This is a genomic window from Pseudorhodobacter sp. MZDSW-24AT (genome assembly GCF_002794355.1).
Taxonomy (GTDB): domain Bacteria; phylum Pseudomonadota; class Alphaproteobacteria; order Rhodobacterales; family Rhodobacteraceae; genus Pseudotabrizicola.
The window spans coordinates 504,123-516,915 of the sequence record NZ_PGOI01000007.1 but is presented as its reverse complement, the minus strand read 5'-3'; the positions used below and the strand labels follow the sequence as shown (position 1 = coordinate 516,915).

The window sequence follows — 12,793 nt, the reverse complement described above, 5'->3', positions numbered from 1 at the left end:
GGCAAGCAAGCTTTCCCGCTACCCAAGACCGCGGCGCCTGATCTTGGGTCGTTATGTGCTACAGCCGGAGACCGCTGATGGATAAGACTTTGCCAACGCTTGCCGCCGCAGTGGAAGGTATCGCCGACGGGATGACAGTGATGATCGGGGGCTTTGGGGGCTCTGGCGCGCCCATCGAGCTGATCCATGCTCTGATTGACCGCTTTCTGGCGACCGGCCACCCGCGCAATCTGACTGTCGTCAACAATAATGCGGGCAACGGCCATGTCGGGCTTGCCGCACTGATCGAGACAGGCATGGTTGCCAAGCTGATCTGTTCCTTCCCGCGCTCGGCTGATCCCGTCGTCTTTAGTGAAAAGTATCTGGCGGGTGAGATTGAGCTTGAGCTTGTGCCTCAGGGCACTTTGGCAGAGCGCATCCGCGCAGGGGGTGCTGGCATCCCGGCCTTTTATACGCCGACAAGCTTTGGCACCGATCTGGCGAAGGGCAAGCCGGTCGAGGTTTTTGACGGAAGGTCCTATGTGCAGGAACGCTGGCTCAAGGCGGATTTCGCCTTGGTCAAGGCGCATCTCGGGGATCGTCTGGGGAACCTGACCTATCGCATGGCGGCCCGCAATTTCAATCCGTTGATGTGCATGGCCGCCGCCAGAACCATCGTGCAGGTTTCAAGGATCGTCGAGCCCGGCGCGATTGATCCGGAAGCGGTGATCACCCCCGGCATCTTTGTGCAAGGGGTGGTGGAGGTTTCGCAACCTCAGCAGGAAGAAGATCTGAACCGCGCCAAGGCCGTTTATCCGGAGTCCGCAGCATGACCGCGAAACTTTCCCCCACCCAGATGGCATGGCGTGCGGCCCAAGACATTGCCGATGGCGCCTATGTGAACCTTGGGATTGGCTTTCCAGAAATGGTTGCCAAGTTCCAGCCGCCCGGACGCGAGGCGATTTTTCATACCGAGAACGGCATTCTCGGCTTTGGAGAGGCGCCGAGTGCGGGTTCGGAGGACTGGGATCTGATAAACGCCGGAAAGAAGGCGGTGACATTGAAACCGGGCACTGCGTTTTTCCATCACGCTGACAGTTTCGCGATGGTGCGCGGTGGCCATCTCGATGTGGCCATATTGGGCGCTTATGAAGTGGCAGAGACGGGCGATTTGGCAAATTGGTCCACCGGCCCGCGTGGCGTGCCCGCAGTGGGGGGCGCGATGGATCTGGTGCATGGGGCCAAGACCGTCGCGGTGATCACGGATCACGTCACCAAGGATGGCAAGCCCAAATTGGTGAAGCGCTGTTCGCTGCCTCTGACCGGGGTTGGCTGCGTGACCAGGATCTACTCTAGCCTTGCCGTGATCGATATTGTCGATGGTCACTTTGTCTTGCGCGAAAAGTTGGCGGCGCTGTCATTGGAAGAGCTGCAAGCCCTGACCGGCGCGCCGTTGCACCTTGAGGGTGCGGTGGCCGATCTTGAAGTTCCCGCCCTTTGAAGGTTTGACCATGAAAGATGTGTTCATCTGCGACTACATCCGCACGCCGATCGGGCGTTATGCAGGCAGTCTTGCGACAGTCCGTCCCGATGATCTGGGCGCCGTGCCGCTGAAGGCATTGATGGCACGTAACGCGGGTGTCGATTGGGAAGCGGTGGGGGATGTTGTCTTTGGCTGCGCCAATCAGGCGGGCGAAGACAATCGCAACGTGGCCCGCATGTCTTTGCTTTTGGCGGGATTGCCGGTGACCGTCAGCGGCACCACCCTGAACCGGCTTTGCGGATCGGGTATGGATGCAGTGCTGGTGGCCGCCCGCGCGATTGCGGCTGGTGAGGCCGATCTGATGATTGCCGGCGGCGTTGAGAGCATGAGCCGCGCGCCCTTTGTTATGCCGAAAGCCGGAACTGCGTTCAGCCGAGAGGCCGCCATTTATGACACCACCATCGGCTGGCGGTTCATAAACCCGGCGATGGAGCAGGCCTATGGCACGGATTCCATGCCGCAAACCGGGCAGAACGTGGCCGACGACTACGGCATCAGCCGAGAGGCACAAGATGCCATGGCGCTTGCGTCGCAAGCCAAGGCTGCGGCGGCGCAGGCCAACGGGCGCTTGGCGGCGGAAATCACTCCGGTCACCATTCCGCAGCGCAAGGGCGAGGCCGTGATCGTAGACCGCGACGAACACCCCCGCGCCACCACCGCCGAGGCTTTGGGCAAGTTGAAGCCCTTGTTTCCCAACGGATCGGTGACGGCTGGCAATGCCAGTGGGGTGAACGATGGCGCGGCGGCGCTGATCCTTGCCAACGCCGAGACGGCGGCAAAATATGGGCTGACGCCGATGGTGCGCGTGTTGGGCGGCGCCACCGCTGGCGTCGAACCAAGGGTGATGGGGATCGGACCTGCGCCTGCGTCGCAAAAGCTGTTGTCACGCTTGGGTCTGGGCCCAGACGATCTGGATGTGATCGAGTTGAACGAAGCTTTCGCCGCCCAAGGGCTTGCCAGTCTGCGCGCGCTTGGCATCGCGGACGACGACCCACGCGTGAACCCAAACGGAGGGGCGATTGCGCTTGGCCATCCGCTTGGCATGTCGGGCGCGCGGATTACCGGCACCGCTGCCTTGCAACTGGCGCGAGGCAGCGGGCGGCGCGCGCTTGCCACCATGTGCATCGGCGTGGGCCAAGGCATTGCGATCGCGCTGGAGCGCGCATGATCCAAGACAACGGCCCCGGTGACTGGGTGCAGGTCAGCGGGGCGGTGGGTTCAATGCCTTGTTGTAGGGTTTCCAGTCCGTGATGTCGGGGTAATGGAACTTGCGCCAAGCCCGCACGCGCGGGTTCATGATCCGTCGCCACCACAGCGGGTTCATCGCAATGAACACCATCAGCGGATAGCCAAGCGGCAATTGGGGGGCCTGATCTGCATGATAGGTCTGCAAAAGCGGAAAGCGCCGGTCGGGCTTGAAGTGGTGATCCGAGTGTCGCTGCAAGTTGATCAGCAACCAGTTTGAAGCGGTATGTGCCGCATTCCAGCTGTGGTGCGGTTTGACATGCTCATATTTCCCGTCGCCGAGATGTCGCCGTGTCAGCCCGTAATGCTCGACGTAATTGACAGCTTCCAACTGCCAAATGGCCACCGCAGCCTGATAAACGAACAGCCCCAACCCCGGCCAGCCCCCTGCTCCAAACGCAACCGCCAGCATCCCCGCCTGAAGCGCTCCATAACGCCAGAACGGGTTGCTGCGGTGCCACCACGGCAGCCCGCGCCGTGCCAGCATGGCAACCTCTGCCTGCCACGCGGAAGCCGGGCTTTGCCGCAGAACGCGCGGGAAAAAGCGATGAAACCCCTCATTGTAGCGCGCTGTCACCGGGTCGCGGCAGGTGCCGACATAGATATGATGCACGCGCAGATGCTCTGATCGGAAATGGGAATACAGCACTGACGCGAGCAGGATATCGGCCAGCCACCGTTCCAGCTTACTCTTTTGATGCATCAGCTCATGGCTGTAGTTAATTCCCACCGTGCCCGTGATGAGACCGATCCCAAAGAACAGCACCCCAAGCTCCAGCCCGGAAAGGTGGCTGGTATGGGTCGCATACCAGATCGTTCCAAACAGGATCAGCAGTTGCAGCGGGGCCCAGATCAAGGTCAGCAACTGATACCAGAACAGCATCTCCTCTGGAGTCTCGGGATCAGCGTTGCTCTCGTTCAGGCCGGTGAGTGCGTCCAGAGACGAGTAGATCAGGATCGAATAGGCGGGGACCAGCGCCGTATACCAACCGCCAAACGTTGCGCCGATTGCCGCAAGGGGCACCAAGCCCAAGGTGAGCCAGAATGGAAGGGCTTGGAGGAAACCGATGTTCTGGCGCATGTGATCTGACATGGAAACGCTTGCAATGGCTTGGCGCATGATGCGCCAAGAGCGACAGGCCTTCAACGTGGCAAAACGGATCGAAGCTGATCATAGGCCTTGCGCATCACTGTTGGAAGGTCAGCAGGGCGAAAGGCATCGGGTGCATAAAGTGCGCCGCGCGAGACCACCACATCTGCCGGAAGTTCTGCGGCACAAAGCGTCAGATGAAGGTGAAAGTGGGTGAAGGTGTGGCGCACGTCACCAATCTCTTGCCACTCTGCCAAGGCCGGGGGCAGCCCGCCATACCCGTCCCAGCCATCGCCGGGAAACCCGAGCATGCCCCCCAACAGCCCCTTTTCAGGCCGACGCTCCAAAACGATCCGGTTTCCTTGCGTGGCCAGCCAAAGGACGCCCCGGCGGGTCGGCTTTTCTCCTTTCGCAACCTTGCGCGGCAACTCGGCCTGCACACCCAGCCGTCGTGCCTCGCAAACATCATTCCATGGACATAGTCCGCAAGCGGGGTTGCGAGGGGTGCAGATTGTGGCGCCCAGATCCATCACGGCCTGAGCGTAATCGCCTGGGCGGTGCGCGGGCGTGAGTTCCGCTGCAAGCGCGGTGAGCGCGGCCTTGGCGGGGGGCAGTGGCGTTTCCACCGCATGAAGCCGCGCCATGACACGTTCCACATTGCCATCCACCACCGTCGCAGGCTCGTCATAGGCGATCGCGGCGATGGCGCTGGCGGTATAAGGGCCGATCCCGGGCAGAGCCAGCAAGGCCTCCCGATTGCCGGGAAATTTGCCCGCATGATCTTGCGCCACCGCACGTGCGGCCTTGAGCAGATTGCGCGCACGGGCGTAATAGCCAAGCCCTGCCCATTCGGCCATGACATCTTCATCCCGCGCGGCAGCAAGATCTGCCACTGTGGGCCAGCGTGCCGTAAAGCGATGAAAGTAATCCTTTACCGCGGCAACAGTGGTTTGCTGTAACATCACTTCAGACAGCCAGATGCGGTAGGGATCAGGCCGAACGCCAAGCGCACGATCCTGCGGCGAGACGCGCCATGGCATCACCCTTGCGTGACGATCATACCAGCGCAGCAAGGCCATACTCAACTCTGCGTCACGCAATCTTTATGCCCTTCATTCCGTCTTGCCACTGGCGGCGCTGCTCTGAGGCTATAAGATAGCGGCAGTGTCACAGGATACCAGATGGCCCGCACCGCGCCCCCTTCTCAGAAGCCGTTCCGCCGCATGCGCGGGTTTGAACCTGCGTTTGGCCTGATGAAAGATCCGGTCCGCATGGCCGGAGAAACACGCGGCTTTGCCGTCGCGCGTTTGTTGACCCATTGGGCAGAGGTTGTCGGCGAGGATCTGGCCAAATGCACGCGGCCGGTGAAGGTTGGCTATGGTCGTGACGGCTTTGGCGGAACCCTGACCCTTTTGACGACGGGGCCGATGGCGCCGATGATCGAGATGCAGAAGGAAATGATCCGCACCAAGGTGAATGCGATCTATGGCTACAATGCCATCTCGCGCATCTTGCTCACGCAGACCGCGCCCATCGGCTTTGCAGAAGGGCAGGCAGAGTTTCACTCTGCCCCCAAGACCGCGCCAACCATTGACCCGGCCATCAAAGCCGAGGCGTCTGAAACCGTGGCGCCCATCCACGATCCTGGCCTGAGGGCAGCTCTTGAAGCCTTGGCCGAAAACATCCTAAACCGTCGCAGGACGACAGAAGGCGAAAAATGATGTCAAAGAAAACCACTCTGGCCGCTGCGGCCCTTGTCATCGCGGGCGGGTTCGGCCTTTGGTCTGTTTCCTCGCAGAACGCAGCACAGACGCTGCTCCCGGTTTCCACGGCCATGGCGCAGGACACGGCTCCGGCGGCAGATGCGCAGGCCATTGAAATCAAAGACATGACGCTTGGCCCCGTTGATGCCAAGGTGACTTTGATCGAATATGCATCTTACACATGCCCGCATTGCGCGAATTTTCACACCAATGTGTTCAAGGATCTGAAGCGCGATTACATCGACACCGGCAAGGTCCATTTCGTCTACCGCGAGGTCTATTTTGACCGCTACGGTCTGTGGGCCGCTATGGTCGCGCGCTGTGGGGGGGACATGAAGTATTTCGGTGTTCAGGAAATGCTCTACAGCGACATGCAAAGCTGGGCCGCATCTGATGATCCCAACGTCGTTGTCAGCAATCTGAAAAAGATTGGCCGCACCGCTGGAATGGACGATGCCCAGCTTGACGCGTGCATGCAGAACGGCGCCATGGCGCAGGCCATGGTCGAGCACTATGAAACGGTCATGCAGGAATATGAGGTTCAGGGCACCCCGACCCTGATCATCAATGGCACCAAACATGCCAACATGTCCTATGCCGATCTCAAGACCATCCTTGACGCTGAGCTGGCAAAGTAATGTCTGCACCGCTTTCCGGGGTAAAGGTCATCGAATTGGCCCGCATTCTTGCGGGGCCATGGGCCGGACAAACTTTGGCAGACCTCGGCGCGGACGTGATTAAGGTTGAGGCTCCCGAAGGCGATGATACGCGCCGCTGGGGGCCTCCGTTCATCGAGCGTGATGGCGAGAGGTCAGCGGCCTATTTCCACGCGACCAACCGTGGCAAGCGTTCTGTCACCTGCGACTTCCGCACGCCCGAAGGGCAAGCGCTCGTTCGCCGCTTGGTGGCGGATGCCGATGTGGTGATCGAGAATTTCAAGGTTGGCGGGCTTGCCAAATATGGCTTGGATTATGCCAGCCTGCACGAACTCAACCCGCGTCTGGTTTATTGTTCGATCACGGGCTTTGGTCAGGATGGGCCCTATGCCCATCGTGCAGGCTATGACTTCATCATTCAAGGAATGGCCGGACTGATGAGTGTGACCGGTGCGGCGGACGGACAGCCCCAAAAGGTCGGCGTGGCCGTGACCGATATTTTCACCGGGATCTACGCGGCGACGGCAATTCTGGCGGCCCTGCATCAGCGGCAAAGCACAGGTCGCGGGCAGCATGTCGACATGGCGTTGATGGACGTGGCTGCGGCGACCATGGCCAATCAGTCGATGAACTATCTGGCCACCGGAATCGCGCCGCAAAAGATGGGCAATGCACATCCAAATCTAGCGCCCTATGCAGTGTTTGACTGTGCGGATGGTTGGCTGATTCTGGCCACAGGCAACGATGGGCAGTATCAGCGTCTGTGCCAGATCCTTGGGCTGGACGAAATGGGGTCGGCCCCTGAGTTTCTGACCAACGCCGACCGCGTCAAAAACCGGGATGCATTGACCTTGCGTCTCACGGCGGCGACCCGCACGTGGACCAAAGCCGATCTTCTTGCCGCTTGCGAAGGTGCGGGTGTGCCGGCAGGGCCCATCAACGATCTGTCCGAGGTGTTTGCCGATCCGCAGATCATCGCGCGCCAGCTTCAAATCGCCCCCGAGGGTGTGCCGGGTGTGCGTTCCCCGTTCCGGTTTTCCGATGCGGAATTGGCGCTCGCGCGTCCGGCGCCAAAGCTGGGGGAACATCAGGCAGAGATCATCTGACCAACCCTCAGGACTGTTTCAGGCCAGCCATCGCCTTGTCGAGACAGGACCAGTCTTCCACTTCCAAGCGCACAACCAGCGTCAGCACTTTCGATCGGAAGCTGACAGGAAGCCGCACCTGATCTTTTTCCGTGGTCACCATCTGCGCGCCCAAGGTTGCAGCCTCGGTCTCAAGCCGGCGCAACAAGGCGTCAGACAAGGGCTGATGATCGTCCAAGGCCACCGCCTTGACGATTTCCGCGCCTTCCGTGCGCAGAGTTGCAAAGAACTTTTCTGGATGTCCGATTCCGGCGAAGGCCAGCACGCGTTGGCCGCGCCAATCCATTCCCATGCGCAAAGGCTTCAGCTGGCCGCGCAGATGCGGAATGTGGATCGTTGCCCCCCAGTCCCGAACAAATTGCGCTTGAGCCGCCTCCCCTCCGATGGAAAGCAGCGCCTGCGCACGCGACAACCCTGCCGCGACGGGTTCTCGCAATGGACCGGCGGGCAGGCACAAGCCGTTGCCAAAGCCGCGCTCGGCATCCACCACGATCAAGGAGAAATCCTTCTGGACTGACGGGTTCTGAAACCCATCATCCATCAGCACAAGTTTTGCTCCGGCGGCCTCGGCCGCACGCACGCCTGCCGCCCGGTCTTTGGCCACCCAAGTCGGCGCAAAGGCGGAGAGGAGCAGGGGTTCATCCCCCACCTCTGCGGCGGTATGGCGCATCGGGTCGACCCGCACCGGGCCGTCCAACGCCCCCCCATACCCGCGTGAGACGACATGTGCACCTTCCACCCGAGCCAGCAGTGCGATTGTGGCCGGGGTTTTGCCGGTGCCGCCCACATTCAGATTGCCGATGCACACAACCGGAACCGCGGCGCGATAGCCTTGACGCGCCACGCGGTTTGCCGTCACCGCAGCATAGATCAGTCCCAGCGGCTGGAGCATGCGCGCCATCGCCCCAGCAGCGCGAGGCGGGTTCTGCCAAAACGCGGGCGGTCGCATCATTTCTCTCCTGCAAGGACCCGGCGGACCACTGTCAAAACCTGCTCTGTCACTTCTGCCCCATCCGAGGCGACACTCCAAGCGGCCTGCGCCAGTCGCGCGGCGCGATCGGGCGAGAGCAAGTCTGACAAAGCTTCGCCAAGATCGCTGGCGCTGCCAACGGCACGCGCGGCTCGTGCCGCCCCCAAGCGCCCGAAGGTGCTGCCATACACGCCGGGACGGGGGCCGTAGAGAATGGCCGATCCAAGGGCTGCCGGTTCCATCGGGTTGCGAATGCAGCCTTGCCCGGCGAGGCTGCCGCCCATGAAGGTGATCGGGGCCAAACGATACCACAAGCCAAGCTCTGCCACCCCATCTGCGATGAACACCTCGACATCCGCATCTGGCTCCTGATCTTCGGCGCGTTCGGCGACGATCCAGCCTTCTTCATCGGCAAGCCGCTTTGCCAAACCCTGCGCGCGCGCCGGATCTTCGGGCGCGATGATCAGCAAAAGCCTGTGTGCAAGGCTTTGGGCGGCACGGTGCGCTGCAATCACCGCAGCCTCTTCCGCCTCGGGAAGGCCGACGGCCAGCCACACCGGCCGTGTTGCCAGAAGTTTCGCCAAGGCCGCACGCTCTGCCTCCAGACAGGGGAGCGCGGTGCTGTCTTCTTCCATGCGGCCAACGACACTGACCGCCGACAAAGGTGCACCCCCTTTGCGAAACGCGCGTGCCGCGGCCTCATCCATGGTGAGCACCCGCGTAAATCCTTGGAGCGTAGAGCGCATAAGACCGGGATACCACCCGTTGCGGTCCTTGAGCACATAGGGCGTGCGCCCGTCCACCATGATCTGATGCAAGCCGATTTCCGAGGCAGCATGCAGCACGGCAGGCCGCAGCTCTCCATCGGAAAACAGGGCAATCTCTGGGCGCCAATGCTCCAGAAAGGCACGTGCTTCCAAAGCTCGGTCTTCGGGTGGCCGGACGCAGATGATCCCCCGTCGTTCCGGCAGCGGATCGGCGCAACTGAAAAGCACCGTAACTTGCTCTTCATCAATCAGACGGCCCGCAAGTTCAAACAGACCCCGCGACGTTTCAACCGAGGGCGCATGCATCCAGATCACGCGGCCTTCCGGCCTGTCTGCCCAAACAGCGCCTTTGGAAGGCACGCGCCGGGGACGCAGGTTGTAAAGCGTCAGACCAAGCGAATGCACCATATGTCTGGTCGGTCTACCGGCCCAGTTCTTCCGTCGCCGAGGCGGCCTGCTCTTCATCCCGCAGGCGGTGAATATGCGCGATGAAATAACGCATATGGGCGTTGTCTACCGTCCGCTGCGCTTCGGCCTTCCAAGCTTTGTGCGCCGAAGCATAGTCGGGAAACATGCCCACGATATGGATGTCATTCACATCGATAAAGGTCGATTTTGACGGATCAATCAATTCGCCGCCGAAAACCAAATGCAGCCGCTGGGTCATCTGTTTGCTCCGTCACTTAGGGGTTGCTTCCACCCTTGCGCCTAAGGGTAACGAGGCCAGAGGCAGGGTCAACCCCGCTTCCGAAGGACCGCGTTTCCAAATTGGAAAGATTCGCTGCGTATCGTCCAGAACGGCGCCAGAAGGCGCGGTATGTCAGGCAGGTGTGGTCTATGCGACATCGATTTGCTCTGGGTCTTCTCTGCGGCCTGATCGGCTTGGTAGCCTCTTTGGGGTTCTGGCCCAAACTGGCCTTGGCGCGCCTCGCGCCAAACCCTTGCGATGCCGCCGCGGCAACTGCCGCAAGTCAAATCGGGGTGCCTGTCGACGTTCTCATGGGAATCACCCGGGTCGAGACTGGAAGAACGATTGACGGCACGCTCTCGCCTTGGCCTTGGACGGTCAATCAAGCCGGATCTGGAAGCTTTTTCGACTCTGCCCAAGACGCCATCGCACATGTTCGGCTAGCTCTCGATCAAGGGCAAAGGAACATCGATATCGGTTGCTTTCAGATCAACATCCGTTGGCACGGCGCGGAATTCACCTCGGTGGAGGCGATGTTCGAGCCAACCGAAAATGCAGTCTATGCGGCCCGCTTTTTGCTGCAACTCTATCATGAGTTTGGGGACTGGGACGATGCGATTGGCGCCTACCATTCCCGCAAAACCGCCGCTGCCACGACTTATGCCTTAAAAGTGGCGCGGGTGATGGAAAGGACGCCCGACAGGCTCACGCTGTCCACGCCGTTCCTCCACGGGCTTCCGCCGCCCAAGGACCGTGAAAACCGCTATCCGCTTTTGCAGCTTGGGCACTCCGGACAGATGGGGTCGCTGGTGGCGAATGCTTCAGACCAGCCGCTCCTCCCGTTGTTTCAGTGAGATCTTCATGATCACGCCGGCCCGTCTCGTTCTTCTGTTTCGTCCAACCATTCTCTTGGCCTTGGCCCTGATGGCCATCATCATGATGATGGTTCTTCCGGTCCCGGCTTGGCTGCTTGATATTGGCTTGGCCTTGTCCTTCGCCCTTGCGATCCTGATGCTGACAGTCACGCTGTTCATTGAGCGTCCTTTGGACTTTTCGGCATTTCCGACCATCTTGCTCGCATCACTGATGCTCAGGCTTTCGTTGAATGTCTCTTCCACCAAACTGATCATCGGCCAAGGGCATACTGGCACTGATGCTGCCGGGGCTGTCATCGAAGGCTTCGCCAGCTTCATCATGGGTGGCAATGTGCTTTTGGGCTTGGTGATTTTTTGTGTTTTGCTGATCGTCAACTTCATGGTGATCACCAAAGGCGCTGGCCGGATGGCCGAAGTCGGGGCGCGTTTTGCCCTTGATGGGATGCCGGGGCGGCAACTGGCGATTGATGCGGACATGGCTGCCGGCGCAATCGATCATGGCGAGGCCAAGGAACGCCGAGAGCGCGAATTGGCCGAGACCAACTTTTTTGGCTCCCTTGATGGGGCGTCAAAGTTCGTCAAGGGCGATGCCGTTGCAGGCCTGCTGATTACCCTCCTCAACATCGTCATGGGGCTGGTGATGGGCATCTTCCTTCATGGGATGCCGGTCGGCCAAGCGTTTGAAACCTATGCGATCCTCACTGTCGGGGACGGTTTGGTCAGCCAGATCCCTGCTGTCATCATCTCTGTTGCCGCGGCACTTCTGCTGGCGCGCGGCGGCACGAAGGGGGCCGCAGATGTCTCGTTCTTCGCCCAGTTGGGGCACTATCCGGGCGCCCTTGGGACGGTCGCCGTGCTGATGGCTCTTTTCGCGCTGGTCCCCGGCATGCCCTTCGTGCCGTTTATGCTCGGTGCCTTGGCTCTGGCGGGCACCGCATTTTGGGTGCACCAACGTGAGCGCCGCCGTCCCATTCCGCGCCCATTGCCATCAGAACCAATCCGGAAACGCCCCTTGGGCGATGTCTTGGATTTCGACGAGCTGCATCTTGAGTTCTCGCCGGATCTGGTCGCGATGGTGCTGGATCCTGCCACCGGGCTTGACGGCAGGATCGGCAACATGCGCAACCACATCGCCTCGACCTACGGCCTGATTTTACCTGAGATCCGTCTGACCGACGAGCCCAGCCTACCCTTGGGCACCTATCGGATTCGCGTTCAGGGGGTCGAGCGTGTGACAAATCAGCTGATGCCGGACCGGTCGCTCGTGCTTCTGAACGAAGGTCAGACAGCCCCCGATGGCATTGACGTCAGCGAGCCTGTCTATGGCACGCCCGCACGGTGGATATTGCCTGAGCGGCAAGAGGATGCCGTCATTGCAGGCATGACCGTGGTCTCCGCGCCCGAGGTTTTGGCCACCCATCTGCTAGAGGTCATTCGCGCCAACCTTGCCCGGCTCTTGTCGCTGCGAGGCCTGCGTCGGCTGCTGGACGAATTTGTCAGTGTGTCGGATACCGCTCGGGCAGAGGCCAATCGCAAGCTTTTGGACGATCTGATCCCCGATAAGGTTCCGCCAGACCTGCTTTTGTCCGTCCTGCGCCTCTTGCTGGAGGAGAGGGTCTCTATTCGCAACCTGCCCTTGATCCTCGAAGCCATTGCAGAGGGCAGGGGGCTGGCCTCAGCCGAAGCCGTTTGCGAACATGTCCGTCACAAGATCGGCTTCCAGCTGGTGTCTGATCTGAAGCGGACCGATGGAACAATTCCTTTGATTCAAATCGCTCCTGAATGGGAAAAAACCTTTGCGTCCTACCAGATGGAGGGCGAACGCGGTCAAACGCAGGTGGCGCTCCCTCCAGATCTGTTTGCGCGTCTGTCGTCCCTCCTTGCCGAAAAAGTCAATCGTGCTGCAGAAAGCGGGATCACCGCTGCCGTTGTCACGACAACACTCAGGCGCCGGTTCGTCAGAACGGTTCTGGCCGCAAAGGGGCTGAGTGCGCCGGTTCTTTCCTATGATGAAATTGGTCTTGAAGCACGCCCCTCGATTGTGGGCTTGGTGCCCCAGTGAACGAGCTTCT

General features: G+C 60.6%; 13 protein-coding genes. 8 read left to right on the top strand and 5 right to left on the bottom strand.

Translation table 11 applies throughout. From position 1 onward, the window contains the following. Positions 1 to 77: 77 nt before the first annotated feature. From CUR21_RS08545 to pcaF, 3 genes are read left to right on the top strand one after another with little or no spacing between them, the layout of a single operon-like run. Positions 78 to 812 (top strand): 3-oxoacid CoA-transferase subunit A, encoded by a 735-nt coding sequence (locus tag CUR21_RS08545; RefSeq protein ID WP_100196571.1) that lies wholly within the window; start codon positions 78 to 80, stop codon positions 810 to 812. Then, positions 809 to 1,480: a 3-oxoacid CoA-transferase subunit B gene (locus tag CUR21_RS08540; RefSeq protein WP_100196570.1), complete on the top strand. Its 672-nt coding sequence runs from the start codon at positions 809 to 811 to the stop codon at positions 1,478 to 1,480. The genes CUR21_RS08545 and CUR21_RS08540 overlap by 4 nt, the downstream gene beginning before the upstream one ends. Before the next feature lie 10 nt (positions 1,481 to 1,490). Then, positions 1,491 to 2,690 (top strand): 3-oxoadipyl-CoA thiolase, encoded by a 1,200-nt coding sequence (pcaF, locus tag CUR21_RS08535; RefSeq protein WP_100196569.1) that lies wholly within the window; start codon positions 1,491 to 1,493, stop codon positions 2,688 to 2,690. Positions 2,691 to 2,723: 33 nt separating this feature from the next. On the opposite strand, the gene CUR21_RS08530 is transcribed toward pcaF, so the two are convergent. Continuing rightward, the gene (locus tag CUR21_RS08530) at positions 2,724 to 3,860 is read right to left on the bottom strand and encodes an alkane 1-monooxygenase (RefSeq protein ID WP_100196815.1); all 1,137 of its coding nucleotides are present in this window, start codon (positions 3,858 to 3,860) and stop codon (positions 2,724 to 2,726) included. 50 nt (positions 3,861 to 3,910) lie between these two features. Then, positions 3,911 to 4,957 carry an A/G-specific adenine glycosylase gene (gene mutY / locus CUR21_RS08525; protein ID WP_369802514.1) on the bottom strand — a complete coding sequence of 349 codons (1,047 nt, stop codon included), beginning with the start codon at positions 4,955 to 4,957 and terminating at the stop codon, positions 3,911 to 3,913. Positions 4,958 to 5,038: 81 nt separating this feature from the next. Between mutY and CUR21_RS08520 the strand changes: the two genes are divergently transcribed. The 3 genes from CUR21_RS08520 to CUR21_RS08510 are packed head-to-tail and all read left to right on the top strand — an operon-like array spanning position 5,039 to position 7,382. Continuing rightward, a complete protein-coding gene (locus CUR21_RS08520) occupies positions 5,039 to 5,578 on the top strand; it encodes a DUF721 domain-containing protein (RefSeq protein ID WP_100196567.1) in 540 nt (179 codons plus the stop codon). Continuing rightward, the gene (locus tag CUR21_RS08515) at positions 5,578 to 6,258 is read left to right on the top strand and encodes a DsbA family protein (RefSeq protein WP_100196814.1); all 681 of its coding nucleotides are present in this window, start codon (positions 5,578 to 5,580) and stop codon (positions 6,256 to 6,258) included. The genes CUR21_RS08520 and CUR21_RS08515 overlap by 1 nt, the downstream gene beginning before the upstream one ends. Continuing rightward, positions 6,258 to 7,382, top strand: coding sequence for a CaiB/BaiF CoA-transferase family protein (locus tag CUR21_RS08510; RefSeq protein WP_100196566.1), 1,125 nt, complete (start codon positions 6,258 to 6,260; stop codon positions 7,380 to 7,382). Before CUR21_RS08515 ends, CUR21_RS08510 begins: the two co-directional genes overlap by 1 nt. A 7-nt stretch (positions 7,383 to 7,389) precedes the next feature. On the opposite strand, the gene lpxK is transcribed toward CUR21_RS08510, so the two are convergent. From lpxK to CUR21_RS08495, 3 genes are read right to left on the bottom strand one after another with little or no spacing between them, the layout of a single operon-like run. Then, positions 7,390 to 8,370: a tetraacyldisaccharide 4'-kinase gene (gene lpxK, locus CUR21_RS08505; RefSeq protein ID WP_100196565.1), complete on the bottom strand. Its 981-nt coding sequence runs from the start codon at positions 8,368 to 8,370 to the stop codon at positions 7,390 to 7,392. After that, entirely contained in the window at positions 8,370 to 9,566 is a 1,197-nt protein-coding gene (locus CUR21_RS08500; protein WP_100196564.1) for a 3-deoxy-D-manno-octulosonic acid transferase, read from the bottom strand. The genes lpxK and CUR21_RS08500 overlap by 1 nt, the downstream gene beginning before the upstream one ends. Positions 9,567 to 9,579: 13 nt before the next feature. Further along, positions 9,580 to 9,825, bottom strand: coding sequence for a DUF4170 domain-containing protein (locus CUR21_RS08495; RefSeq protein ID WP_100196563.1), 246 nt, complete (start codon positions 9,823 to 9,825; stop codon positions 9,580 to 9,582). Positions 9,826 to 9,995: 170 nt separating this feature from the next. Between CUR21_RS08495 and CUR21_RS08490 the strand changes: the two genes are divergently transcribed. Both CUR21_RS08490 and CUR21_RS08485 read left to right on the top strand, forming a co-directional pair. Further along, on the top strand, positions 9,996 to 10,700 hold the full coding sequence (locus CUR21_RS08490; protein WP_100196562.1) for a transglycosylase SLT domain-containing protein: 705 nt from the start codon (positions 9,996 to 9,998) through the stop codon (positions 10,698 to 10,700). A 7-nt stretch (positions 10,701 to 10,707) separates the two neighbouring features. Further along, positions 10,708 to 12,783: a flagellar biosynthesis protein FlhA gene (locus CUR21_RS08485; RefSeq protein WP_100196813.1), complete on the top strand. Its 2,076-nt coding sequence runs from the start codon at positions 10,708 to 10,710 to the stop codon at positions 12,781 to 12,783. Positions 12,784 to 12,793 lie beyond the last annotated feature (10 nt).